The 26,136-nt window shown below is 43.5% G+C and carries 26 protein-coding genes and 1 tRNA gene; 6 read left to right on the forward strand and 21 right to left on the reverse strand.

Going from position 1 to position 26,136, the window contains the following annotated elements; genetic code table 11:
* Nucleotides 1-374 precede the first annotated feature (374 nt).
* Together C1S74_RS05150 and C1S74_RS05155 are read left to right on the forward strand one after the other, a co-directional pair.
* On the forward strand, nt 375-746 hold the full coding sequence (locus tag C1S74_RS05150) for a zf-TFIIB domain-containing protein (RefSeq protein WP_045400727.1): 372 nt from the start codon (nt 375-377) through the stop codon (nt 744-746).
* 38 nt (nt 747-784) lie between these two features.
* Nucleotides 785-1,258: a GNAT family N-acetyltransferase gene (locus C1S74_RS05155; protein ID WP_052437305.1), complete on the forward strand. Its 474-nt coding sequence runs from the start codon at nt 785-787 to the stop codon at nt 1,256-1,258.
* Nucleotides 1,259-1,418: 160 nt separating this feature from the next.
* On the opposite strand, the gene C1S74_RS05160 is transcribed toward C1S74_RS05155, so the two are convergent.
* Nucleotides 1,419-1,628, reverse strand: a complete 210-nt coding sequence (locus tag C1S74_RS05160; protein ID WP_146074171.1) for a hypothetical protein — start codon at nt 1,626-1,628, stop codon at nt 1,419-1,421.
* Between the two features lie 367 nt (nt 1,629-1,995).
* On the opposite strand from C1S74_RS05160, the gene dgt reads away from it, so the two are divergent.
* On the forward strand, nt 1,996-3,525 hold the full coding sequence (gene dgt / locus C1S74_RS05165; protein WP_045400723.1) for a dGTPase: 1,530 nt from the start codon (nt 1,996-1,998) through the stop codon (nt 3,523-3,525).
* A gap of 113 nt (nt 3,526-3,638) precedes the next feature.
* On the opposite strand, the gene C1S74_RS05170 is transcribed toward dgt, so the two are convergent.
* The 5 genes from C1S74_RS05170 to C1S74_RS05190 form a co-directional block, all read right to left on the reverse strand.
* Nucleotides 3,639-4,976, reverse strand: a complete 1,338-nt coding sequence (locus C1S74_RS05170; RefSeq protein ID WP_045400720.1) for a DNA-processing protein DprA — start codon at nt 4,974-4,976, stop codon at nt 3,639-3,641.
* The gene (locus C1S74_RS05175; RefSeq protein WP_045400718.1) at nt 4,976-7,090 is read right to left on the reverse strand and encodes a RecQ family ATP-dependent DNA helicase; all 2,115 of its coding nucleotides are present in this window, start codon (nt 7,088-7,090) and stop codon (nt 4,976-4,978) included. The genes C1S74_RS05170 and C1S74_RS05175 overlap by 1 nt, the downstream gene beginning before the upstream one ends.
* 255 nt (nt 7,091-7,345) lie before the next feature.
* A tRNA-Ser gene (locus C1S74_RS05180) sits at nt 7,346-7,433 on the reverse strand.
* 144 nt (nt 7,434-7,577) lie between these two features.
* Nucleotides 7,578-8,027 carry an L-alanine exporter AlaE gene (locus tag C1S74_RS05185; protein WP_045400716.1) on the reverse strand — a complete coding sequence of 150 codons (450 nt, stop codon included), beginning with the start codon at nt 8,025-8,027 and terminating at the stop codon, nt 7,578-7,580.
* 437 nt (nt 8,028-8,464) lie between these two features.
* Nucleotides 8,465-10,885 (reverse strand): hybrid sensor histidine kinase/response regulator, encoded by a 2,421-nt coding sequence (locus tag C1S74_RS05190; RefSeq protein WP_045400714.1) that lies wholly within the window; start codon nt 10,883-10,885, stop codon nt 8,465-8,467.
* 53 nt (nt 10,886-10,938) lie between these two features.
* On the opposite strand from C1S74_RS05190, the gene C1S74_RS05195 reads away from it, so the two are divergent.
* The 3 genes from C1S74_RS05195 to C1S74_RS05205 all read left to right on the forward strand — a co-directional run bounded on the left by C1S74_RS05195 (nt 10,939) and on the right by C1S74_RS05205 (nt 14,388).
* A complete protein-coding gene (locus C1S74_RS05195; RefSeq protein WP_103415244.1) occupies nt 10,939-11,550 on the forward strand; it encodes a YecA/YgfB family protein in 612 nt (203 codons plus the stop codon).
* A 914-nt stretch (nt 11,551-12,464) separates the two neighbouring features.
* Nucleotides 12,465-12,971, forward strand: coding sequence for a cytolysin secretion protein (locus C1S74_RS05200; protein WP_045400711.1), 507 nt, complete (start codon nt 12,465-12,467; stop codon nt 12,969-12,971).
* Nucleotide 12,972: 1 nt separating this feature from the next.
* Nucleotides 12,973-14,388 carry a leukocidin family pore-forming toxin gene (locus tag C1S74_RS05205; protein WP_045400710.1) on the forward strand — a complete coding sequence of 472 codons (1,416 nt, stop codon included), beginning with the start codon at nt 12,973-12,975 and terminating at the stop codon, nt 14,386-14,388.
* A gap of 89 nt (nt 14,389-14,477) precedes the next feature.
* On the opposite strand, the gene C1S74_RS05210 is transcribed toward C1S74_RS05205, so the two are convergent.
* The 15 genes from C1S74_RS05210 to cydB form a co-directional block, all read right to left on the reverse strand.
* Nucleotides 14,478-15,641, reverse strand: coding sequence for a glutathionylspermidine synthase family protein (locus tag C1S74_RS05210; protein ID WP_045400707.1), 1,164 nt, complete (start codon nt 15,639-15,641; stop codon nt 14,478-14,480).
* An 8-nt stretch (nt 15,642-15,649) separates the two neighbouring features.
* Nucleotides 15,650-16,219 carry a DUF1190 domain-containing protein gene (locus C1S74_RS05215; RefSeq protein ID WP_045400704.1) on the reverse strand — a complete coding sequence of 190 codons (570 nt, stop codon included), beginning with the start codon at nt 16,217-16,219 and terminating at the stop codon, nt 15,650-15,652.
* 8 nt (nt 16,220-16,227) lie between these two features.
* Entirely contained in the window at nt 16,228-16,644 is a 417-nt protein-coding gene (locus C1S74_RS05220) for a DUF350 domain-containing protein (protein WP_045400702.1), read from the reverse strand.
* A complete protein-coding gene (locus C1S74_RS05225) occupies nt 16,644-17,687 on the reverse strand; it encodes a potassium channel family protein (protein ID WP_045400699.1) in 1,044 nt (347 codons plus the stop codon). The genes C1S74_RS05220 and C1S74_RS05225 overlap by 1 nt, the downstream gene beginning before the upstream one ends.
* 132 nt (nt 17,688-17,819) lie before the next feature.
* Entirely contained in the window at nt 17,820-18,881 is a 1,062-nt protein-coding gene (gene nadA / locus C1S74_RS05230) for a quinolinate synthase NadA (RefSeq protein ID WP_045400696.1), read from the reverse strand.
* 233 nt (nt 18,882-19,114) lie between these two features.
* Entirely contained in the window at nt 19,115-19,870 is a 756-nt protein-coding gene (ybgF, locus tag C1S74_RS05235) for a tol-pal system protein YbgF (RefSeq protein ID WP_045400694.1), read from the reverse strand.
* A gap of 15 nt (nt 19,871-19,885) precedes the next feature.
* Nucleotides 19,886-20,407 (reverse strand): peptidoglycan-associated lipoprotein Pal, encoded by a 522-nt coding sequence (gene pal / locus C1S74_RS05240; protein ID WP_038866814.1) that lies wholly within the window; start codon nt 20,405-20,407, stop codon nt 19,886-19,888.
* A 30-nt stretch (nt 20,408-20,437) separates the two neighbouring features.
* Nucleotides 20,438-21,790: a Tol-Pal system beta propeller repeat protein TolB gene (gene tolB / locus C1S74_RS05245; RefSeq protein ID WP_080869721.1), complete on the reverse strand. Its 1,353-nt coding sequence runs from the start codon at nt 21,788-21,790 to the stop codon at nt 20,438-20,440.
* A gap of 16 nt (nt 21,791-21,806) precedes the next feature.
* Complete coding sequence (tolA, locus tag C1S74_RS05250; protein ID WP_045400691.1) at nt 21,807-22,829, reverse strand: cell envelope integrity protein TolA; 1,023 nt, start codon at nt 22,827-22,829, stop codon at nt 21,807-21,809.
* 13 nt (nt 22,830-22,842) lie between these two features.
* A complete protein-coding gene (gene tolR, locus C1S74_RS05255; RefSeq protein ID WP_038866811.1) occupies nt 22,843-23,286 on the reverse strand; it encodes a protein TolR in 444 nt (147 codons plus the stop codon).
* A 3-nt stretch (nt 23,287-23,289) separates the two neighbouring features.
* On the reverse strand, nt 23,290-23,988 hold the full coding sequence (gene tolQ / locus C1S74_RS05260; protein ID WP_038866810.1) for a protein TolQ: 699 nt from the start codon (nt 23,986-23,988) through the stop codon (nt 23,290-23,292).
* On the reverse strand, nt 23,978-24,397 hold the full coding sequence (ybgC, locus tag C1S74_RS05265; RefSeq protein ID WP_010447291.1) for a tol-pal system-associated acyl-CoA thioesterase: 420 nt from the start codon (nt 24,395-24,397) through the stop codon (nt 23,978-23,980). Before ybgC ends, tolQ begins: the two co-directional genes overlap by 11 nt.
* 172 nt (nt 24,398-24,569) lie before the next feature.
* Nucleotides 24,570-24,872, reverse strand: coding sequence for a cyd operon protein YbgE (gene ybgE / locus C1S74_RS05270; protein ID WP_045400688.1), 303 nt, complete (start codon nt 24,870-24,872; stop codon nt 24,570-24,572).
* A complete protein-coding gene (gene cydX / locus C1S74_RS05275; RefSeq protein ID WP_000270284.1) occupies nt 24,865-24,972 on the reverse strand; it encodes a cytochrome bd-I oxidase subunit CydX in 108 nt (35 codons plus the stop codon). The genes ybgE and cydX overlap by 8 nt, the downstream gene beginning before the upstream one ends.
* Before the next feature lie 12 nt (nt 24,973-24,984).
* On the reverse strand, nt 24,985-26,121 hold the full coding sequence (cydB, locus tag C1S74_RS05280) for a cytochrome d ubiquinol oxidase subunit II (RefSeq protein WP_045400685.1): 1,137 nt from the start codon (nt 26,119-26,121) through the stop codon (nt 24,985-24,987).
* Nucleotides 26,122-26,136: the final 15 nt, after the last annotated feature.

Consider the following 26,136-nt stretch of genomic DNA (forward strand, 5'->3'; position numbering starts at 1 on the left):
CCACCTCCCTGACCTTTCAAATTTATAGGATTGTGCGGTTACTCGTCTCACTTCGACGTGCCAACCCTTTCAATTCAAATAACTTTTCAATACCTTTTAACACATTCAAATAAGCAATAAGTTTATGAACAAACGGATTCATTTAAAAGCGTGACATTCAACGGAGATAGAAGCTCTCTAAAAAGAATTCACCGCCGAGAGTACTGTTAGTTAGGCTCAAGCAATCATGGACTCATCATTGCTAAGAAAACGAAATAAACAGCTTAAAAAGATTCAAAACGCATGGCACGAAAGATGTCGTATTTTGATTTGTCGTCAAAGAGAGCTGGGAGTACTAGGCTCAATTCTCTTTAGAAAATAAAAAGGAAAACCAAATGAAATGTCCGAAATGTAATTCTGACTTTGAACAACTTCAAACTCCGCTAGGTGATGTCGAACGATGCACAGAATGTAAAGGCCTATGGATAGACGCCTACGAAGTGGAAGCAATGAAACCCTTAGCAGATGTGATTGATTCTGGTGATGAAGAAATCGGTAAAGCGTTTAATGTTATTGACCGTATCGACTGCCCAGTCTGTCCAAATAACCAATTGCTTCGTTTAGTAGACCCTAAACAGCCACATATCTGGTTTGAAAGCTGCCCGACTTGTAAAGGTCGCTTCTACGACGCTGGTGAATTTAAAGACCTAGCAACACTCGACCTATCCGATTTCTTCAAGAAGTTCGGCTTGGTTGAACGTGTTTAGTTGATGACAACAAACCTCTAAAGGAACAATGTTGAAACATGGATGTTAAAACAAAACCATCGCTAAAAATGGCTCAAAAGGGCGTAGGCAAGAAGTGCGAACACGTTCTTAGGACTTTACCTGAATGGTTTGGCCGAGAAGATTCTCTCATTGAATATGTCAGTGAGATTGATTCGTTAGACACTTATACCGCTTGGGATGGAAATGAGCTTATCGGTTTTTTCTCAGTGAACTACCACAATGCTTTCTCCGCTGAGCTGCATGTACTCGCCGTGCATCGAGACTATCATCGGCAAGGTATTGGACGGCAGTTATATCAAACGATTGAGAAAGATTTAAGAACCCGAGCGTTAAAGTTCATACAAGTCAAAACTCTCGGCGTTTCTGCCAATGATGTTAACTATGAAAAAACACGCCACTTTTATACAGCATTGGGCTTTTATCCCCTTGAAGAAATCGAGGACTTTTGGGGAGAAGGCACGCCCTGCCTAATTATGGTTAAGAACCTTTAGTAAGAAATGTTCACGCAGCTTGAAAGGAAAAAGAATACATCAGGTATTTGTTTACAGAACGCGTTATCAAGGAGAGTTTACCACTTTAGAAACATGTCCTTTATATCTCGTCGGAGAACGATACTCACCTTGGCTAATATTGGATTCAACAAAGGGGCACTCAATTAAAGGGCAGGTATTTTCCGTTTTGACCGCTGCGATCATGTATCACAAAATCATCTAGGTGCTCGACATTCAGGTAATCAGCTTCGGGATCCTCTTGCGTAAGAAGACGTATCGCGTGATACAAGGCAACTTTACCTTGATAAACAGACCCACTCCACGCAGGAATGGCGCTGCTGTTTACGATATGAGAGGAGACTTCTGTCAATCTAAATATTCCTTTTCGTAAGTGACCGGCCCTGTGTTTTAAAGCTTCCATAACTACGTACAACGTCAGATTTAAGCTAACGCTCACAAAAAACCAAGCTTGCACGACCTCATATAAACTTGCTGCATATCAAGCTAAAAAACCTTTATAGAAAATGGGAAATTGACAATAATCTAAACCTCAAAACTAAACACATTAAATTAAAACACTCATCCCCATTGCAACCTGATTACAACTAGATAGTTTTTGAAATCTCACTTCAATAAGCATGATTAAATGCCTAATCACATTAATCACTCAGTTCAATATGAACCTATTAGCGTATTTGGTATAGTTTCTGCAACGCGATAAACTATGAGAAAAGATTATGACTATCAACTTCAACGAAAAAGTTCGAGGGACTAGGGTATATCACAACGGAACTGCCACTAAACCTCGCTCACTGACTGAACCTGATAAAATTGCAGCACAAGGAAACTTCGAAAGTGATCGAGGTAGAATCCTCAACTCTGCTGCAATCAGAAGACTTCAACAAAAAACTCAAGTGTTTCCTCTCGAGCGCAATGCAGCCGTTCGTAGTCGCCTCACTCATTCTCTCGAAGTTCAACAAGTTGGTCGATACATCACTCAACTAATCTTTAAAGAGCTTTCTGAAAAATCTAAGCAAGAATACAAACTAATCGGACTAGAGCGTCAATTTGAGTCGATAGTCGAGATGTCATGTTTAATGCATGACGTTGGCAATCCGCCATTTGGACACTTTGGAGAGCAAGCAATAAATGATTGGTTTTCGCGTAACTTGCACTCTCTTATGAAAGATGAGAAAGGAAACCCGCGAGTGAATTTACCTGCTCCTATCCAACAGGACATAGTTAACTTCGAGGGCAATGCGCAAGCAATTCGTCTAGTACATACCATACTCGGACTCAATCTTACCTATTCTCAAGTATCCGGTGTGTTCAAATATACTCGCCGTGGAGATCAGCCATCACCTAAAACACAGAACAATCCGCTATTAAAAGACTATGACTATTTGATGAAAAAAGTGGGTTATTACTTAAGCGAGCACCGCTACATAGAGTCACTAAAAACAGTATTGTCTATGGACTCTCATTGCCGTTCCCCATTTTCATACATAATGGAAGCTGCCGATGATATTTCCTACGGGATTGCAGACATTGAAGATGCCGTTGAAAAAGGTATCCTCACTATAGAGCAGCTAATAGATGCTTTAGATTACGAATACCAATCTCTTGTGGAAAAGTATGGCTTACAGAACGATGATGAGATGAAAAGGATCGTTAATGTCGCCAGTGAAAGTGCTTCAAAAGCTGATAACTGTGCGAACAGCCATTTCTTCATTACTCTTCGTGTAGAGATAAACAAACGCCTACCACAACATGCATGCAAGCAGTTTATAGATAATATAGATAAGGTATTTCATGGGAACTTCAATAGAGCGCTAATTGAAGATCATAGTCAGAACCATGCATTAGTAAAAGCTCTTAAGAATGTTGCTATGAACTATGCTTTCTGCGATCCCGAGGTAGAAAAAAGTGAACTGCAAGGATATAGAATCATTACGGGGTTACTTGAGGCGTATAAACCCTTATTACTTTTGAGCGAAGATACTTTCACTAACATTGAAAAGGCCCCTCTATACGAGCGAAGACTCTACAAGAAGCTGCCCAACAAGCACCTTCGAGCATACGAAATCGCGATGCAAACATTAAAACAAGAAAAAGATAAACCATCTGACATTCCTTATCTACCCTACGACTTTGATTACGATGTATGGGAGTTTTATTTTCGAGTACGCCTCATCCAAGACTATATTAGCGGTATGACCGATCAGTACGCTTATGACGAATATCGTAATCTACATGTGTTGAACTAACTAAATGCAGATAATTTAAGTATCGTCTGAAGGACGGTACAAATTAGTACAAAAAAGGGAAGTCACCTTCCCTTTTTTGTCGCTGTCAATCTGCTGGTTGAGAGAGTTCGTCTTCAACTTTCATCAATCCATTGATATCTAACCGGCCTTGTTAATTTGTTTATCAATTTTTGCTCTAGAGCGAGAGCTAACCAGCTTTTTACCTGCCCTTTGTGCAGTTCTGATGCTTCAACAAGTTCTGCTTCTGATATTGGCTCTCTAGCTACAGTTTGTAGATACTGAACAAACAATTGATAAAAGCTGTCTTTGGAAACAACCTCAGGCTCTGAATGTGTTAGTGAAGCGGATTCTTTAGTCTCTACCAACGCCTCATTATTTTTCGTTTCTTTCTCAGGACCGTCCTCTACAGGCAGCTCATCGTTGCATTCACTCTGAGATATTTCATTTGGCTGTGCGAATAAATCTGCTTGTGGTTGGCTAAACAAGTCCGTTTGGTTGTTAACCTTAGAGTAAGCGCTGTTAACTAACAATGATTGAACATCCAGCTCTGCAATGTTCTCACTACACCAACTTGCTCCTGCTGCAACAATTCTAGCATTGCCAGCCGAAGAGTCTTGGGTTTGTTTCACCCAAGTAGGAACCCAAGCTTTCTTTAAGTTCTGGATAGCACCTTCCCAAGTACCACCTTTAGCACCTGAATGAACGACTAAAGAGGTATCCGCTAAACAATAGATGTATTTGTTTCTGTCCATTGCATTGAAGCGGTTGAATCCAGCTTCTGGGTTGAAAGGAGAGACTAGTACAACATTGCCATTCATTAAGCCACTGCGGTACTTTGCTGAAGTGGAAGCTTTCAACAAACTATCAGCGAGTATACCCACAACGGCACCACCAGCATTCATCGCCCCTAGCATTGAAGACTCATCGACTCCTCTTGCTCCACCAGAAACTATCCCCAAACCAGCACTCGCCGCTTTAAGCCCAACCTGTTCGGCATAAGCTAGATCTGCAAGCGAAGCATTACGCGAACCTACGACTGCAACACCACCAGCCTTGAGCAGCGCTTTGTCTCCGCATCCATAGAGTACAGGAGGAGCCTGGTTACCAAGTTGGTGAAGTAGACGTTTGGGGTAGCTATCTTTGTCAGCACGAGTAATGACCCACAAGCCAGAGCGACTCCATTTTTCGAGCGCTAGTGCCATGCTGTGCCCTCGCTTTAAAAGGGCTTCAACTCGATCTTGAGTGACTTTATTTTTGGGATCGCGCCAATGAGATAACAACGCTTTCTCGTTGTTATCCAGCAAATCGGCAGGACTGATTTTGCTATCTCTCAACCACATAGCGAAACGCGCCCACTCCGCATTAGTGAGCGGCTTTGCGGCATCTTTATCCTGCTTACCAAAGTAACTGGTAAGCAGGATAATCGCTTGTGCTGTTGTTGTTAAATTCATTAATCATTTACCGATGTGGAAGCTAAAGCGACCGGGTATACTTTTCCGCTGCCAGCTTGCTGAAGCTTCGCCGCTATAACAGTTAATGTCCAACCTGAATCAACAATGTCATCCACTAAGAAGCAAGGACCCTCGGGTATAGGCTCCTGAACTTCAAAAGCACCATCTAAATTACGACACTGATGAAAACGGTTTTGCTGGAACTTTTGCTGCTCATTGTCTCTAACTTTTTGTATCACGTCGACAAATTCTAGCCCCAACCTTTCAGCTAATCGCCTAGCATAGTCAGGAACTAGTTCAGGGTGGTTGCGGGATGATACACAACATAACCAAGTTGGTCGTTCTTCCAAGTCCCAACGTTCAAGTATCATTTCTGCCATAGCATCAACCAGCTCATCTCGGAAATGATTCTCATGTTTGTCATCTCTTACCATTTGCCCCCAACCAGCATCCCCCCAACGAGATAATACTCTGCCCTCTTGAGCTCTCAATTCGAGCGGTAAGTTACCTCTAAAACCTTCTTCAACAAATGCTCCTGCTGCAACCTGAACATTTGGTTTTATTGGCATTTCTGCATGGCGTAGAAAAATGCCTGCATCGTGAGCTAATGAAGGGTTTATAGCACTACTCACAATTTCTTGTTCAAGACACACAGCGCATCTTCCGCATGGCTGTGCTTCCTCATCATCCAGAGCTTGACGAAGATAAAGCATTAAACAACTATCACTCACTTGATAATCTAGAACCTCTTGCCATTCTAATTCTCGCTGTTGCGTCAGATGTTCGATTCTATCCTGATCCAAATTGAACCTAGCTGATGTACGTTTCCATTGTGAGCCCTCTTTAACTACAGGAGCCGGATTCTCTACGCTAAGCAACTTCAGCACTTTCTCAATTTGGCCAAAACGAAGATTTGTACGTTCTTCCAACTGACGCATTGTCAATCCATCTACAGGAGCAAGCTCATCTAGAATTTCATTAATTTGCTCAAGACTAGGAAATGCTGAAGAGCGAAAGTACTCATGAATATCCGCATCTTCACGCCCAGACAAAAGCACGCCAACTGCGTTATCGATACCACGCCCCGCTCTTCCTACTTGTTGGTAATAAGCAACAATTGAACCTGGTGATTGATAGTGAATAACAAAGCTTAAATCAGGTTTGTCATAGCCCATGCCTAGAGCCATCGTTGCAACCAACACATCTATTTGGTTATTAAGTAGCAAATCTTCTAGATGTTGACGATATTGATTGGTATCGAGGTCGCCTGTAGGGCTAACGAAATCAGGGTGGGTAACTTTTCCATGATAAGCGCGAGCATTAATATCGTTTCGTACTAGCCATTCAGTAACTTGTTCCGCATCTCGTGTAGTAAGAGTGTAAATAATACCAGTACCATCTAATTGCGGAATTATCTGAGAAAGCCAAGCAAGCCTTGAAGCTTGATCAGGTAAACTGATGTTTTGTAGCGATAAGCTGTCACGCCCTAGCTCACCACGTTGAATTTGAATATCACCGAGTTGGCGATGAATATCGTTGACCACTCTATTATTAGCAGTAGCAGTGGTTCCCAACACCCCCGTGTTCGCGGGCAGTGAGCTTAAGATATTAGCGATCTGTCGATATTCAGGAATAAAATCATGACCCCAGTCAGAAATACAATGTGCCTCATCAACAACCATTAGGCCCACGTAATCAGAGATCGGCTCTAATACTTGCTCTCTAAATTCTTCATTTGAAAACTGTTTCGGATGGATTAATAGCGCGTCAATTTCATTGTTTCTGAGCGCATGCAAAATTGCAGGTCTCTCATCACGGTTTGTTGAATCCCAACGAACCGCATTTAATCCTAATCTCTCTGCAGATTCTATTTGGTTGCGCATCAATGCAAGCAAAGGTGACACAATGATGGTTGGTCCTTGGCCCCTATCTCTGAAGATTTTGGTACTGATGAAGTAAACTGAGCTCTTACCCCAACCTGTTCGTTGAACTACCAGCAATTTCTGATTGTTATTTACCAGTGCGTCAATTGCCTCCCATTGACCATCTCGAAATTGAGCACCTTCATCACCGATTGCTGTTTTGAGTAACTGCTCTGCCGCCTGTTTGTCCATCTAGCTCACCTATGTAATTAGTTTTATATAAACACAAAGGAGATTACTTAATGGAAGTTTAAAAAACCATGAGGTAAATCCCAACAAGTGCAACCTATTGACCATAGCTGATAAACACAAAGGTAAGAAAATGTAAGGTAGATACCTACAAGAGTTAGGGTCGCTATGAAGCTACAAGCTAATGTGCGTTACAAATAAATTTCTTATGGCACTAAAACGAAAAAGCCCCAGCATTTCTGCTGGGGCTTTAGAATGTGGCGGTGAGTGAGAGATTCGAACTCTCGATACGTTGCCGTATACACACTTTCCAGGCGTGCTCCTTCAGCCACTCGGACAACTCACCGAATCAAATTGTGGTTAGCATCATTGGCTAACGAGGCGTTAATTTAATGATTATGTGCCTGATGGTCAAGGCTAAACACGAAAAAAAGCGCCCTTTTGCGTTTGTTTGCTCACTATCTAGCTAAATTGCATAAAACAGGGGCAATTATGCTTCTTGATAGTAGCCAGGTACTCGGAACCAACGGCGGCATTGGTCAAGGAAGTAACCGTAAAGTACACCCATACCACAAGACACAACTGCGTTACTCGCTACTGCTGTGATAATTTGGTCAGTAGAAGCGCCTACAGCCAGCAAAATGCCCGCATAAACCGGAGATTGGAATAGCACGTAGGCCATCAAGTCAGATACGTTCTTCATGAAAGATGAAGGTGAAAGCTCGTTGCCTTGGCGCAGTACCCAGTCACGGAACATGCCATAAGGCCATGCAATTGCGATGTTGACTGGAATAGACAACGTACGCGATGCCAAAGACTGCTCGAACGTCATACCCGAGATCAAAATCTCAATGATCATCCCTGTGATAAAACAAAAAACCACCATAGCAAAAGTATCCGCTGCGGCGTTACGAATACAAAATGGTCCACGAGACTTCATTTACAACCTCTAAAATCAAACACTATTAAAAACGACATCTATAAAATGATTTACTGCATTTAGAACCACATAGCAGTTAATGACGCTATTAGAGCACAATATTTTCAGTTTATGATTCCGTTTTAAAATATTAGTTGTAAATTAATAACCAACTTTAAGCCCCAAAGTAGCAGCTTTCACCAAAACCAGTAAAAAGCACCGTTAAAGGACCTAAAATGAAGTTAAAAAACGTAATTTACTTACCAACGAACGACTTAGCTCGCGCTAAAACACAAAAAACCAGACGAATATCTGGTAAGAGAATTTCAAAAAGATCGGCTTATGCTACTTGGAGAAGGATTTTCAGAGTAAATGCGAAGTTTGTAGAGTTGGGAAGATGGAAAGAAGCCAAAAGTAGTGCAGGCAAACGCCCACACCACTTTGTAGAAATGGATAGGTTATTGATCTGCGAGCAACATAGTCAGTTTGTCGATATCTTCTTCTTCAGGAGCGAGCGCTTTACTTAGGTAATCCTCGATCCGCTGGATAACCTTGTTTAGCTCGTCTGAGACACTTGGCTGGACACTCTCGAAAATATGAGAAAGCGTTGACATTGCCTGTTCCAAATTATCGTCATCTAGCGCCATATAGAAGTTCAGCAGTAGTGCCTCTGCGTTTTGTGGTTTGGGCTGCTCGGCACTCTTTTTATCTTGGTACTGATAAAGCATTGAAGCATGTCGGTACAAGGCATCATCAAGCTCAGATTCAACAATAGGTTTGGCAATAATATGGTTGGCACCCACGTCAAGCATGCGCTCTTGTGTTTCTTTGAATACATCGGCAGTACAACCAAAGATCAGCACGGAACTTGCTGGTGTATCCATAGAGCGAATCACTGCAATGGCTCCCACTCCGTCGAGCACTGGCATGTGGTTATCCATTAAGACCAAATCGAACTCTTGCTTCGTTACCTGCTCTACCGCTTGCTGCCCGTTCTCGACACAAACACACACAAAGCCTTTCGAACGTAAGAAGGTCTCCATAATGATGGTATTGGTGCGGTTATCTTCTACGATAAGCGCACGTAATCCTTGGCAATCGAGTTTATGTGTATTGGTTGATTCCAAAACACCCGCTTCACACGGATTAAGTTCTAGTTCGACAACAAACTTGGTGCCAATGCACTCTTGGCTTTGTACTGTAATGCCCCCGCCCATGTGTTCAGAAATCTGCTTCACAATCGCAAGCCCCAAACCTGTGCCGCCAAAACGTCGAGTAGTAGAAGACTCCGCTTGTTCAAACGGTCTGAAGATACGCTTCTGCGCGTCTGGGTTGATACCGATACCCGTGTCTTTCACACTGATGGTCAGCTTGGTTTTGTCTTTGTGCACATGCTCTGCCAACTCGACTTCGACAAAGCCTCGGTCTGTGAATTTCACTGCGTTGTTGAGCAAGTTAAATAACACTTGGCGCAAACGTGCTTTGTCATTGTTGTACCAACGACCTTCCGGCACGTTTGAAATAATGCGGAATTGCAGACCTTTTTCAGCGCATAAGGTGTGATAAACACTGTTGATACTGCCGAGGATCGATTCAATTGGGAAAGGTGTGTTATCCAGCTCAATGTGCCCCTGCTCAATCTTCGAATAATCAAGGATCTCATTGAGCAACGTCATCATATGATCGCCTGAGTCATACAAGGTGTTGAGATGCTTTCTTTGTTCATCCGTCAGTTGGGTCTTCAACAAGATTTGGGCAGTTCCCAACACGCCATTCATCGGTGTTCGAATTTCATGAGACAAAGTTGCTAGGAAAGCCGTTTTCGCATTGGTAGACGCTTGTGCTTTTACTCTCTCACGCTCAAGGTAAATGGTTTTCTCGTTGAACTTAGTGATCAGATGGCCGATCTCGTCTTCGCTGTCATAGGCGATATCGATGATGCCCCCAGTTTTAGAGTCATCCACTTTCTGAGCGATACGTACAATGGGTTCAACTATGTATCGGTTTAACAGGTAGTAACCCACCAGCACACACAGAAGCAAAAATGGGATGATGCCGGTCTCGACACTCATTACCTGATTAAAGACTTGGTCAGATACTTTGACTTTCGCGTTGACTACGTCCATGCGCCAATCAAAACCACCAAAGCCTAACTGGCTAATGTAAATGTCTTTGGTGAGTTGGAAGTTGTGCTCAATAACAACTTGGTCATCAGCATCACGAATCACAACGCCCAATGAGTATTGGTTGGTATGCTCACGAATGAACTGGAATAACGCTTCTAAAGATAAGTCTACGGTTGCGACACCAGCAAAAACGCCATCTTTATAGTAAGGCGCTGAAGCGGTGATCATCTGTACCTGAGTGAAGGTATCGATATACACGCCAGACCAACTGACTGATCCCGCGGGCTGGTTTACTACAGATTGGTACCAAGGCTCATTGTCGTAGCCACCGGATTCTGGATTATTGTAGGAGTGAATTTGATCAAGACTGCCGTTTTCATTCTTATTGAAAAACAAGCTCGTGTATTGCCAGCGTTCATCTTTAAGTATCGGTTTTGGCCATAAACCACCACTCACAATGATGTCGTCACTGACTGCGAGTAATTGTGGGATGGTATCTTGAAGTGAAACCCTTGGCGTTGGTGTCTGCCCTAACCCCACTAAGCTATTTAAGAGTCCAACCGAACTCGTCAGAGGCCCTTCTATCTGTGAGGCAAGCAATTGGGTACGCAGATCCAGATTACGTTCGAGTTTTTCACGCACTGGAGGCTCGACCACAAGGTACACAACAGAACCAATGGTCGCGATGAAAAAGCACAAATAAAGCGTTAGGGCGAGAATGCTTTTTTTTCTGAGTGACGAACGAATTTCCATAGATGTAGACGAATCATTCCCTAATATCGATTTATCAATAATTGATTGGTAATATGAGCGCAACCAACCAGCCCATTAACAAATGGTATTCTATTTTGAAACTACAAGACATCCTTTCTCTTCCAGAACTTGATGGAAAACTACTAAACCTAGCGAAAACTCAGGGCTTTGTAACGGCAATGGCCTCTGCGCCAAACGTGCTAAACCCTCAAGAGTGGCTGCCATTCCTATGGGGCGGAGAAGAAACAGCACCCTTCTCTGACGGCGAACAACTAGAACAGTACATTGATGAAATTGTTCAAATGTGGAACCAAACTCGCCCAGCGCTTCTGGAAGGCGCGTGGCAATGGCCAGAAGGCTGTGAGTTGGATGATCAAGACATCGTATCTGCAAACACACGTGATTTCTGTGAGGGTGTACTTCAAGGCTGGCAATTGACTCGCGATGATTGGGAAACCTTGATGCCTGAGGATAGCGAAGACAGTGCCTTACTTGGTGGTGTGTTGCTTTCTTTGACGATGCTGTACGATCCAGAGACCACGATCGCGACGCTTGCAGAACAAGGTATGGAAGGTCTAGAGCAGTTTGAAGAAATCTTCAACGCGATGCCAATGATGCTTGGTGGCCTAACTCAGCGCGGCGTTATGCTTGCAGAAGCGCTTTAACGCATCTAGAACCGTATTTAAAATTAGTACACGAAATAAATATGAAAGGCTCTCCGGTTTGGAGAGCCTTTTTTGATCATGTAAGTGCTATGTATGAGATATTGTCTGAAATATTAATTAAACATTTATTCACAGCACTGAGATTCTACTTTTATAAACATAAAATTAGTGTCATTTAATTTAGTTCAAATTAATTTAGTCCAAAACGAACAACAAAAATGATAGCTAACAAATACAATTAAATGATAAAAATGTAATTAAAAAACCAATTTTAAATACTACAATCTAAATAAGTAAAATTAAAAAATAAATCATAATATTTTATTTTGTTAATAGGAAATAATGTGAACTACTTTACGTTTTTGTTCAAAACAACAAATTTACCACGAATTTAAATTTGAGTTAAAACTCTAAAAACACAACCATCAATAAAAACTCACCATTGCTTTAATGATCATTTTCAAACCCGTTTGTTGACTTAAAGCAATCCAATTGCAAAAACAAAAAAAACCACAATAACAATCACTTCGAATAGAAAATTAGTAATTATCACTAAGAAAAGGGAGATAATTACTGACCAAAACCAACTAAAAAACCGTAACGACCCATCAACCAAACAAATTAACAAAACTCTCATTAAGATCATTTAGTAAGCAACAAAAACCAACCCTCTTATTAATTCCCTTAGATGCAAATTAGAATAAAGATCACAATTAATAAAATTAACAGTGAATATACATTCAATAATATTAATTATTCGTGACTTTATAAAAAAAACACACCGTGTTATTAAATTATTAACGGGAATTATTTAATACGGTTATTTATTCTCGTTTAAGGACTACGGAAAAACATCATGGAAAGCTAATTTACGTTTGTAGCAATAATATAACAACGTTTACTAGGAGCTATATATGCCCTTAAATATAAAAAAATCATTCATCACTCTAACTTTACTCTCTTCATTTTTTACCGCTAATGTCTTTGCAGATATTCAAATACTTAGCGGTGAAAATGAAATTTCGCAGTCTGTCTCCGAACATTTCCAACAGTCAGCTCAACTCTATGATGGCAGTTTTGCCAAAGGAGATGCGCTATACATCAATGTTGGTACGGCTTCAGAAAACCAAATTGCTATCGCGAAGTCACACGTCGTGAAAGGTGATATCGTCATTATCGATCTAAGTACTATCGCAAGCGATGAAGAAAAAATAGAACAGAGTCAACATATTACGGGGCTTGGTATCTCAGCTCCTGTTATCGTCACGGGGGTATATCAAGGCGATAATTTGGTCAATGCTGTTGTCAGTGATGTTGTGGATGAAAACGGCAATCCACTCAATAACCCTGAAGCTGAGCTAGAAAGCATTAATCAATCCTTGGTTCACAGCTTAACTCGTCTTGGTTTTGGAGGAAAATAATATGAAAACATCTACTATTTTCACGCTTTCATTGCTCACAATATCAATGAATACAATGGCTGAAGAGTATGTACCTATTGTGTCAAAACCGATCTACATCACCAGCTCTAATATCAAATGTGTTCTACACACCAGCGGTGAGTTTGATAAGACACGTGACTGGTGTGATGCCAGTGCATCGATTGATGTTCGCGTTAATGTCGAACAAATGCGCTCTATCCAATCCTCGACTTCAGAAGGCATCACTACCCCAGATGCGAAAATCGTGCGCTTTACGGTTGATGCACAAAAACCAGGGACAGGGATTCACCTAGTCAATTTCTTACAGCAAGATCATAGCTGGTTTCAAAGCTGGGCAAACCGCCGTACCTACATTGGCCCTTTCGCCAGCAGTTATGACTTGTGGGTGAAACCTGTTAGTGGTTATATCCCAAAGAAAGCCAATGACTTCCCGAATAATGAGAATCAAAACTACCAACACCGCGATACGATTGGTTACTCGATCGGAATTAATGGCTCAGTAGGAGCCGAAGTTGGTAAAGACGGTCCAAAAGGAAGTGCTGAAGTGTCTGGTTCATTCAGTTATACCAACTCGAAAACCTTGGTGTTTGATACAAAAGATTATCGAATCAATAACAGCTCTTCTCTGAGTGATTTTAACGTTTCCTTTGAGCGAGGATTTGATGAAAAAGGCTGCGACGAATTGGTTCGCCAAGAGCTAGGTTGCTACTTTACCTCTGCGCATTGGGGAAGTGGTTGGGTATTTAACAAGTCAAAATTTAATCCAATCTCTTACGCAAACTTTAAACCTAACTTTGATGTTCTTTATGAAACGCCTGTATCTCAAAAAGGCACAACTGATTTTGAAATTGGTGTAAAACTCGCTTATCGAGCACGTTTTGGAAGTATCATGCCTTCGCCATTTTTCTCGGTTTATGAGCCAGCGGGCTACTCATCAAACTCTTCAACGGCTCGACAACGTATACGCATAGATTGGAATCACCCGTTGTTTGACCCAGAAGCTCATGTGACACTTCAATCACTCAGCGATAATAATTTCTGTCTTGATGTCTATGGCACAAACAACGACGGAGATGTCGATGTAGGTGGCTGGGAGTGCCACGGAGACTGGAACCAAGTTTGGGGACTAGATGACAAAGAACGTTACCGCAGTCGTATCGCCCCTGAACGATGCCTAGCAGTCTTGCCAGATAAAAGCGTAACCGTTGATTTTTGTAATGAGACTCTTGCTCAAAAGTGGATTTGGGAAGGAGACAAACTTATCAGCAGGTACGTGGATGGCACCAATAACCGTTATGCTTTGAACATTATTGGAGACCATAAAGTCGGTGTCACACCAGAAGCCGAAGCGACAAAAGCAAAATGGCAACCAAAGTTACATAAGATCAAACTCTAAGTACTGATTGAAATGGAAGGTTTCGCCTTCCATTTCTTTTATCGACAATCTTATTACAGGCTATCAAATCAAGATAAATCGCCCGCCGACTACAAAATAACATGAGGAATATAACGCGCCATATCTTGAGTGACTAAGCTATTATCCTCACGAATCGAGATTCCTGCGGCTTTGTCATTGACCAGCCAACTGCCAATCAAGGTATGGCTCTGGCCAAACTTAGGTAATGGATGATATTGCTGGACGATGTTTTGGCTCGATTCATACGGCCCTGGAGTTTTCACCAATCGCTGTCCATTCTTCACAATCTCTATATTCGCCCCTTCACGAGAAAATAGTGGTTTGATGACGTAGTCTTTCAAACTGTTCGCTTTTGTATCATTAGCAAAATACGCCGGCAGTAAGTTAGGGTGATTTGGAAAACGCTCCCAGAGTAACGGTAACAACGCTTTGTTAGAGAGGATTGACTTCCACATTGGCTCTAACCAGTTCACGCTCGCCGTTGCCAAGTGTTGGTTGTATTCCTCTTCAAACATAAATTCCCACGGATAGAGCTTGAACATCCAACGAATCGCTCGGTCATCGGAATCGACGAAACGGCCCTCTTCCGTAACACCAATATCTTCAACAAAAACAAACGCAGTCGTTAAGCCCGCTTCACGAGCGCAATCTTCTAAATATTGGACGGTACCTTTGTCCTCTTCTGTGTATTTACAACAACTGAAGTGAAGCGTTTGTCCCGGCTGCAATTTGGCAATCTCAGCAAAACGTTCGATCAAGAAATCTTGCAGGATGTTAAATTGGTCAGCGCTTTGGTGAATACGGCCCTTGTTAACGACATCTTCCAACCACACCCACTGCCAAAAACCCGTTTCAAATAAGGACGTTGGTGTATCGGCATTGTTTTCTAATAACTTTGCTGGTGATGAACCGTTGTAGGCAAAATCCAGTCGAGAATAAAGCGACGGCTCTCTGCTTCTCCAAGAAGAAGCGACTTGGGACCACATGGATTCAGGAATGGCGCATTGAGTCAGTAATCGCTCACTTCGAACGACTTCGTCTACAACTTCAAGGCACATTTGATGAAGCTCCTCCGTTGGCGCTTCTATGTCTCGTTCAATTTGCTCTAATGTGAATTGATAGTAAGCACTCTCATCCCAGTACGGTTGGTCGTACATAGAGTGGAACCCAAAACCAAACTGGCGTGCTAAATCACGCCAGTTTTCTCTTTCTTGTATTTCTCTTCGAAACATAAATGCTGTTAACCGCCTCGACCAACAGAGACGGCTTTACCAAAACCACCTCGAGACATTGCTCGTCCCATCGTGCCACCACCTCGTTTATTTAGGTTGCTGGTTGCGACTTTGGTTGATTGGTTACGGTAGGACCCGTAGAACTGCCCTGCTCCGTTGTAATACTTCGACTTGTAGCGATACATCGGCTCGGAATAGTAGCCTTTGTTGTAGCCACTGAGGCCACTTACTGCGCGACTGAAGAAGTAGCCACCCACAAACGGAACATAAGAACGGTGGCGTGAGCTGTAATAACAATCGTCTTCATAGAAATCGTCTTCACACTCAAACTCGTTGTTATAGCGCGGTGCGTTTTCTTCTGCTCTCGCCATCGCCTCTTGGTAGGCAATTTCACACTGCTCGCTGAACTCTGGTGCATCTGATTTACATTCATCTGCATCAGTATAAATATAACCTTCTGTTTTCGATTCATGAGTAGCGAGAAAGAAAATACCACCAAAAGCCACAAACGGAATGATTCGTCCGACTTTGAAGCTCTTATCCATCGAAGAGCGTTTTACGTTGGAACTGCGTTTCATCGCCCCTCCTAGTAAGTCATGCAAGCTGCGTTGAGTACACCGACAGAGACAGAAACTCCTGCGAGTACAATACCTGCAGGTACTTCATCATTCTCGATACGCTCAGAGACTTTAGGCAGCAGAATGAATCGCACGATGCCGAAAGCAATGATTTGAGCCAGCATGGCAACAACGCCCCAAACCATAAAGTCAACAATATTAACCGAGTTGGTCGCCGCGCCCGCTATCGCTAAACAGTAACCAAGAAATGCCCCACTTAATGCGACTGCTGCTGCGGTATTTTTCTCTTCTTTGATTAGGTGCCACTCATCGTATGGCGTCAGTTTCACGTAAACGAATTTAAACGCTAACACGAAGATAATCGAAACGGAAAAGTAGAGAAGAAAGTTAGGGAAACCTGCTAACAGGTCGGCAATCATGTGCATTATTTATCCTTATTCATTTCGTTCCAAGCGAAGTCATCGATTCGCTCGTCGGCAATGTAAAACAGCTTAGTCTTCGGTGGGACAGCGACGTCAAGATCAGGGTTTAGCTCAATGCCATTGCCAAGATCAAACGCGATCAACGTTGCTTGGTGATGCTTTTTAATAAAACTAAAGATCGTTTCTACATTGGTTGTCGCTTGATCTTCTGGGTAGATCACCGAATATTGCGTCATGCCTCTTGTCGATGCCAGTAGCTCTTGGTGCAGAGCACTCGACCCCGGGTCAACCGCTGCCTTCGCGAGCATCTCTGCGCCAACCGCAGGAATGCATTCCGCTTTAGGGCAATGCTGGCTAAGTAGACGACCCAAAGCATCATCTTTAAAATAGGCGAGCAAGTGTGCAGCAGGATTCACTGACGCACAATACAAGGCCGCCGAGAGGGTAATATCATCGGAAAGATTATCAACAATGATACAGTTGGCTTCCGTAATATTGGCATTTTTCATCTCTTGCGCATCAGTGTAACTGTTCACCTTGATGAAACCGATTTCCCCAGGAAGTGGGTTCTCTATATCTGACCGACTGCACAACACAATGGGGCGCTTACCCGCTTCTTCATGTTGCAACATACGAATAAGGTGCATGGTCCTTGCGCCATTCCACCCCAACAATACGATATGGTTTTCCACTCTTACTCTCCGTTTACCCAATATGCCTGCTCGCCAATAATCAATCGCTCCTCCTGCTACCCGTCCCAAAATGGCAGCAAACAAGCTTAAACCACCAGGGATAATAAACAGAACGACTACCCATTTCCCAGTATTCGTGGTTGGTGAAAGATCACCATAACCAACGGTAGAAGCCGTCACCATGAGGTAATAAATGAAGTTGGAGAAATTGTCAGTAAGTGCGTGCTCCCCTGCGAGAACCAGCAATAACCAAGAGATAGCGATATAACTCGCACTAATGACGAGAAGGTTTCGGTTGCTCAATTTGAAAAGATGGGCGCTGAACCATTTTTTCAAGACTAGCCATACAGCCATAAGTTTCCGATTCCTTTCTGATTACTATATGTAAATACTAACCCATTGATTGTAAGAAACAAAAAAACCAGCCAAATTCGGCTGGTTTTTGAGATTTGTCTTGGCAAACTGATGCCAGAACAAGCTAAACGACTATGCGTTGCCTTTCACTTGCATGTTCAGTTGCTCAGCAAAGTCTAGCATGCGGTTCAATGGGATGAGTGATTTCACACGCAGCGCTTCATCAACGAAGATTTCGTGTTCCTCACCACCTTCATTCAATGCTTTTTCAATCGCTTTAAGACCGTTCATTGCCATCCAAGGACAGTGCGCACAACTGCGACAGGTCGCACCCGCACCAGCAGTGGGTGCTTCAATCAGTTCTTTCTCTGGCACTAGTTGTTGCATTTTAAAGAAGATGCCTTTGTCAGTTGCAACAATCATTTTCTGATGAGGTAGCTCTTTCGCCGCTTTGATAAGCTGACTCGTAGAACCAACCGCATCTGCCAGCTCAACCACGCTAGCTGGTGATTCTGGGTGAACTAGGATTGCCGCATCCGAGTATACGTTCTTCATCTTACGCAGTGCGTCCGCAGAGAACTCGTCATGAACTACGCACTCACCTTGCCACAGCAGCATGTCTGCGCCAGTCTTGTTTGCGATGTAAGAACCTAGGTGACGGTCTGGGCCCCAAATGATTGGCTTATCTTCTGCGTCTAGGTGTTCAACGATTTCCAGTGCAATACTAGACGTTACAACCCAATCAGCGCGTGCTTTAACCGCCGCAGAAGTGTTTGCGTATACCACAACCGTATGGTCAGGGTGAGCGTCACAGAATTCGCTAAACTTATCCGCAGGGCAGCCAAGGTCAAGTGAACATTCCGCTTCTAGCGTTGGCATTAGAATGCGTTTTTCTGGTGTTAAGATCTTTGCAGATTCGCCCATGAAGCGAACACCACCAATGATCAATGTGCTTGCTGGATGACGGTTACCAAATTTCGCCATCTCTAACGAATCACCAACAAAACCACCCGTTTCTTCCGCTAATGCTTGGATCTCAGGATCGGTGTAGTAGTGTGCGATAAGCACGGCATCTTTCTCTTTAAGCAGCTTTTTGATTCGCTCGATGTAATCGGCTTTTTCTTCTTGGCTTAATGGGGTTGGTTTTGGAGGGAATGGGTAAACTGTCTCGATTTTATCTAGTATGTGGCTCATTGCTCTTGCTCTACGCAACTTCCTTTAATCCGCGTATTGTAACCTTGTTAATTTTCAAAAACCAACCCAGAGCGGGAATTTCTAGCAGTCTAGCCGTATATCTTTGACGCAAATAACTATTCTATCGACAAAATAGAATTGGGTTGTAGCAAAGAAAAACCAGTGAAGTAAAACGAGCAAACAAGAAAAAAGGAGCCGAAGCTCCCTTTATTAGTCTCAATGTGTGAGTCTTATTACTTCAGCTTAGCGCTCGCGATTTTCGCTGACGCACTGCCGGCGTATTCATCGACAACTTGTTGATAGTATTTCTTCGCTTGTGCAGCATTATTGTTACGCTCAGCAATATCGCCTAGCTTAACCAATGCATCTGCACGCTTGTTAGAATCTTTGTAAGAAACCACAGCTGAAAAACTCTTCGTTGCTTCTTTGTCTTGCTTCTTAGCAAAATACAACTGGCCTAGCCAATAGTGGGAGTTTGCTGAGTAAGTCGAGTTCGGGTAATCCTTTTGGAACTGCTGGAAAGCCGCAATAGCGCCCGTGTAGTCGCGTTTCTTAAGGATCAAATCCACGGCATCTTGATAAGCGGTTTGCTCATCAGCGTTGGACGTGTATTTACCACCTGTTTCTGCAGGCTTGGTTTCTTTTACTGGCGCAGCTTTCATTTCACCACGCACACGATCTAGCTCGACAAACAACTCACGTTGACGCTTTAACATTTGCTGCATTTCGTAGCTATTGCGTTCTAACTGACCACGTAGATCACTGATCTCTTGTGACATTTGGTCAATTTGCTCTTGCATTTGGAGCTGAACACGGTTGCGATTTTGCAGCAAGCGCTCTAAACGCTCGACATCTGATTCTGAAGAAGATCGAGTTGATACTGATGATGTGCTGTTGAGATCTGATACTGGAGCTGGTGCAGCGAACGCGAAGTTCGCTGCACTTGCCAGTAACGTAAGCGTAACAGCGCGCTTAGTGTTACTGAACATGAGGTTTACCTCGAATTAGTATACTAGAACCGCACGACGGTTTTTAGCGTAAACATCTTCTGATTGACCTAGAAGAAGTGGCTTCTCTTCACCGTAGCTAACGATAGCGATTTGGTCAGCTTGAACACCTAGCGCTTGTAGGTAATTTGATACCGCTTCAGCACGACGCTCGCCTAGTGCGATGTTGTACTCTGGCGTACCACGTTCATCAGCGTGACCTTCGATTGTCACTTTAAGAGCAGGGTTCTTGCTTAGGTAAGCTGCGTGAGCTGCTAGCATCTCTTCGTAGTCACCTGCAATTGTTGAGTTATCAAATGCGAAGTAAATAGTTTGAGTTTCGCGTAGTGCTTGCTCTTTTAGCTCTTGCTCTGTCAATTGACCGTTTGGATCGATTGGCGTTACTACTGTTGTTTCAGAACCGCTAGTGTTGGTTTCTGCACCCGTATTTGAAGCCGCGTCATCACTTGAGCTACAAGCCGTCATTGCCATCACAGGAATCGCGATTAGCAGTCCTTTTAGAACCTTGTTCAGTTGCATCTTATTTTCCTTTATTAATCAATTTTATTACTACAAAAACGGTGACCATGCGGGAGCTCTGACACGCCCATTTGTTGCCGGTAATCTAGCTTTAAATCGACCATCAATTGACACCATCGATAGTACGTTTTTCTTGTTGTAGATTGAGCTATAGATAACCATGCCACCATTTGGGGCAATGCTCGGAGACTCATCAAGCAATGTTTTTGTTAGTACCTGAAGAGCACCTGTTTCCAAATCTTGCTTAGCCAAGTTGAAGCCCGAATCACTGCGATTCACCATGACAAGGAATCGACCATCAGGAGTGATTTGACCACCTAAGTTTTGGCTGCCTTGCCAAGTCAAACGGTTAGTAGAACCGCTGCCCAAATCTACTTGATAAATCTGAGGTTTACCACCCCTGTCAGATGTGAAAATCAGTGATTTGCCATCAGGGTGCCAGTACGGTTCTGTATTATTTGATCTGCCACGCGTAATTTGTGTCAGCTTACGAGTTTTCAGATCCAACGTGTAAACCTGAAGTGAACCTGTCTTAGAAAGAACCAACGCTAACTGACTGCCGTCAGGCGAAAATCTTGGCGCACCATTGTGACGAGGGTATGACGTAATTTTCTCTCGCTCGCCGGTGTAGATGTTCATAATGAAGATCTCAGCTTGGCCGTTCTGGAAACTCACGTAAGCCAATTTCTGGCCATCAGGAGACCATGCTGGAGACATCAGTGGCTGTTTAGATTGAAGTACTAAACGTTCGTTGTAACCATCGTAATCGGCAACACGAAGCTGGTAAGGGAAGCGATCTTTGTCGTTTACAACAACATAAGCGATACGAGTCATAAATGCGCCGCGTTCGCCAGTCAATTGCTCGTAGACAAGGTCCGCAATTCGGTGAGCGTATTCACGCATGCGTGGGCCTTCTACCGTCGCTACCTTGTTAAACAACACGTGGTCTTTGGAAAGAACCAGTTCTCCGTCATCACCGAGAGCTTTGCTCTGGCCCTTCGTTAATTGGCCACGAACAACGTCAACTAACTGGTAGTTAACCACGTAGTTACCTTGTTCGTTTTTCTTAATTGAACCGGTCAATAATGCATCTACGCCCAAGCCGGTCCACGCATCAAAGTTTACCTCTGATTCGTTGGTTGGCGTTTGGGGCATTTTGCTGGTCGGTACCGGGCTGAATTTACCACTGCGTTGCAAGTCAGAGGCAATCACAGCGGAAATATCAGTCGGAAGAGGCTCACTGCCTTCCCACTTAAAGGGAACAACAGCAATTGGTCGTGCTGAATCAATACCATCGGTAATCACCAGCTCTAATGCAGCGTGAGCCACATTCGTTAGACTGCCAAGCAGTACAAACATTCCTAGTAAAAGGCGTTTAATCACGTCTCAGTTCCTTAAATTAATAATCAACTGTTAAGTTAATATCACGAATTTTATCTATAATTGCGCGGTCTTTTGGCATAGGGAAATTGCCAACTTGGTTTACTGCACTCTTTGCCGCACCACATAATCGAGCATCACCGCTAATGACTGAAACACCACTTACTACGCCATCTGTTCCAGTTGGCACAAGCTTAATATTCAGCCTACACGACTTTCCCACAAGGTAATCATCCTTAATGATTCGACTTTCGATTAGCTGTTTATAGATTGCTGCATAACGACCAACTTCCGAATCAACATGTTGATTCTTCGCTACTTGGTTAAGTTCGGATTCACTTTCTAGACCAGCAAAAATGTCATCCAGCGCCGCTTCTTGCTCTTTGCGTTCACGCTCTGCTTTCTCTGCGGCTTCTCGAGCTTTACGTTCGCGCTCAGCGGCCTCTTTGGCTGCTTTTTCTTTCGCGATGCGTTCTTGCTCGGCTTTTGCTGCGGCTTCACGTTCACGTTTCGCTTTTTCTTCCGCTTCTTTAGCGGCTTTCTCTCGCGCTGCACGTTCCTGCTCTGCTTTACGTACGGCCTCTTCTTTGGCTTTACGTTCTTGCTCGGCTTTTGCTGCTCGCTCTTTCTCTTTACGAGTGCGTTCTTCTTCGGCCTTACGTTCTTGCTCTTTCTTCTTGCGAGCAGCTTCGGCTTCACGAGCGGCTTTGGCGTCTTTCGCTTGCTGCTCTTTCAGCTTACGAATCTGTTCTTCTTCAGCTTTGCGATTCTTTTCCAGCTGCTCAGCTTCACGTCTCAGTTTATCAAGACGATCTTGCTCTTTTTTTGCCGCTTTCTCACGTTGCTGACGAATTTCTTTGGCTTGTTGTTGGACAAGCTTCGGGTCAATAACAACCGCCTGAACCATCTGCCCTGTCGGCTCTGGTTTCGACATAGTGAAATCCGTACCCCAAAGCAGAGCCACTACCAGCAGCGCATGCAAACCAACCGATATTGCTATCGGCTTGGTGTATTCTTTGGTTTTTTTCTTGTTGTCTTTCATAGATGCTCGATGTCTATTCCCTGATATCGGTCATCAGACCCACTTTTGGGATGCCTGCACGACTTAACTCGTCAAGCAAAAGCACAACGTCAGCGTATGGCGTTGCCGCATCACCACCGACTGCAACCGGTGAATCAGGCTTGATTTCACGCTCTGCTTTCACACGGACAATGACGTCTTGTAGTGATAGACCGCGTTGAACCTCTTCATCATTAACGCTTAGGCCCAAATTACCATCGCGATCGATTTCAATGATGATGAAGCTACTGTCTGTTTCACCAGCAAGATCTTGCATTGATTCCGCGGTAGAGGTTTTTGGAAGGTCTACATCCACACCTTGAGTGACAAATGGAGCGGTCGCCATGAAAATGATCAGCAGTACAAGCATAACGTCGATATAAGGTACAACGTTAATCTCTGCGGTCATTTTACGCTTTTTAGGTTGGTAACCCGCCATGCCTTATTCCTTATTCGCGCTGTCTCGACCCGCCATTGCTTGACGGTGCAGGATGCTGTGGAATTCTTCAGAGAAAGTTGCGTATGTATGCTCTAGCTTACTTACTTTGTTGCTTAGACGGTTGTAAGCCATTACCGCAGGGATTGCTGCAAACAGACCCATCGCTGTTGCGATCAGTGCTTCTGCGATACCGGGTGCCACCATAGATAGTGTTGCTTGTTTCACTTCACCCAATGCAATAAAGGCGTGCATGATGCCCCATACCGTACCAAATAGGCCAATGTATGGGCTGATGGAACCGACCGTTGCGAGGAACGGTAAACTGGTTTCTAGTTCATCCACTTCACGAGCTACAGAAACACGCATTGCACGACCTGTACCTTCCATGATGTAGGCTGGAGAGTTAGCGTTACTCTTACGCAAGCGTGCAAATTCGGTAAAACCAGCATAGAAGATTTCTTCTGTGCCACCGATGTCGTCTTTACGAGCTTTCACTTTTTGGTACAGCTGTGAAAGATCGGTACCAGACCAAAATTTGTCTTCAAAGGACTCAGCGTCTTTTGATGCTTGAGACAGTACTTTGCTGCGCTTAATGATCATTGCCCATGACGCAATTGACATGCCTAGTAGGGTCAACATCACAAGCTTTACCAACAGACTGGCCTGAAGAAAGAGATCTAAAATGGAAATATCAGCAGTCACTATTTGTTAGCTCCGAATTGATAAAAGATGGGATAGCTATTGGTTTCATTTTCTTATTATCGATACATGCTACCTTAACAATTGTCTTGCACAATGTTTTGCCTTCATCATTGACTAACTCTTGACAGAATTGCAGGGACGCACGCTTTATTTCTGACACTCGGGTAAGAACGGTCAAATGCTCGTCCAGTCTCGCCCCTTGGTTGAAATCGATATCCATGTGTCGGACAACAAAGCCAATGTTTTGTTCCAATAACACATGTTGAGAAATGCCTTTTGCACGCAACATCTCAGTGCGTGCGCGTTCAAAGAATTTTAAATAATTAGAGTGATATACAACGCCACCCGCATCGGTATCTTCATAATACACGGTGATCGGCCAGCGGAAGGGATTAGATGTGCCTTGCAAGGGAGTACCAGTACTTTCAATTCTTTAAAGCAATTACTATAACTGAAGCGGCAGTAATTGGTACTGAGCGAAGAGAATATTTTTGAATTTTGTAGAAAAAATAAAAGCCAGACAAGACGCCTGGCTTTTTATTCGATGATTTAATAACCGACTTTATTTCAGAGTGTAACGCTTACATGAAATAGAGTACTGTTAAATAAACTAAGATAGCGAGTGAGAAATAAGGACTGAACAATACTTGCCAGTACCAATTTCTTGGCTTGAAGCCCACACCGTAAACCATGCTTGAGCAGACTGCCCAAATCAGTGCCGGTGCGATAAACGCATTAAAGCCACCAATTTCTCGATGGTATGCGTTTGGATCCCACATCACCAATCCTACGTGCATAAAGCCGAGGATTAAGGCCAAGGCTCTCAATAAAGTCTTGTCCATTGGTGCGTGAAGTTTCGCTACCTTATCAGCGAGATTACTCACTGTCTTTATCCATCATTTCTGAGTGCTCTAACCAAAGAGCGTTGATGATACCGAATGCACAAGCAAGTAGTACACCTAGAATCCATGCGAAATACCACATAGTAATAGCTCCTTAGTAAAGTGAGTTTTTGTTTTCTTCGATGAACTTGTCATCCAAGCGACCAAACATCTTGTAGTAAGTCCAAGACGTGTAAGCCAGGATGATTGGAACCATAACAAACGCAACGCCTGTCATTAGGTTCAGAGTCAGTTCAGATGAAGTTGCATCCCACATTGTCAAGCTATGTGCGTAAACCTCACTTGATGGCATGACGAATGGGAACATTGCAATACCAGCAGTAAAGATAACACCCGCGTTACCAAGGCTAGACGTTAGGAACGCGATACCACACTTCTCTAGGCGAGATGCCAATACAGCTAGAAGCGGCATTGCAACACCCAGTACAGGCGCAGCCCATAGCATTGGGTAGGTTTCGAAGTTCGTCATCCACGCGCCTGCTTTACGGATAACCTCTTTGTTTAGAGGGTTTGAAGCAGCGCCAGTGTCGATACCACCTACAATAACGTAACCCTCGATGCTCTGAATCCAGAAGCCAGCAGCTACGAATGCAACCACGGTTAATAGACCCATTAGCTGAGCAACGTTACGAGCACGAGTGTGTACTTCGCCAGTTGTCTTCATTTGTAGCCAAGTTGAACCTTGCATCAGGATCATGAACAAGCTTACTAGACCACACAGCAACGCAAATGGGTTAAGAAGACCAAAGAACGAACCATGGTACGTTGGCATTAAGAATTCGTTCAGTTGGAATGGAACGCCTTGTAGCAGGTTACCAAACGCCACACCAAAGATGATTGGTGGAACGAAGCCACTGATTGAGATACAGATATCCCAAGTGTTACGCCATTTTTTATCTTCAATCTTTGAACGGTAATCAAGACCGATTGGACGTAGCCAAAGTGCCGCTAGAGTCAGGATCATCGCTAGGTAGAAACCAGAAAACGACGTCGCGTAAACCAAAGGCCATGCTGCGAACAATGCACCACCAGCAGTGATAAGCCATACTTGGTTACCATCCCAGTGAGGAGCGATCGAGTTAATCATCACACGGCGTTGCGTGTCGTTTTTACCGATAATAGGTACAAGCGCGCCCACACCCATATCGAAACCGTCAGTAATTGCAAAACCAACTAGTAGAACACCGATCAGTACCCACCAGATGAATCGCAAGATTTCGTAATCAAACATCTTGTTGTCTCCTTG

The organism is Vibrio hyugaensis (assembly GCF_002906655.1).
Lineage (GTDB): Bacteria > Pseudomonadota > Gammaproteobacteria > Enterobacterales > Vibrionaceae > Vibrio > Vibrio hyugaensis.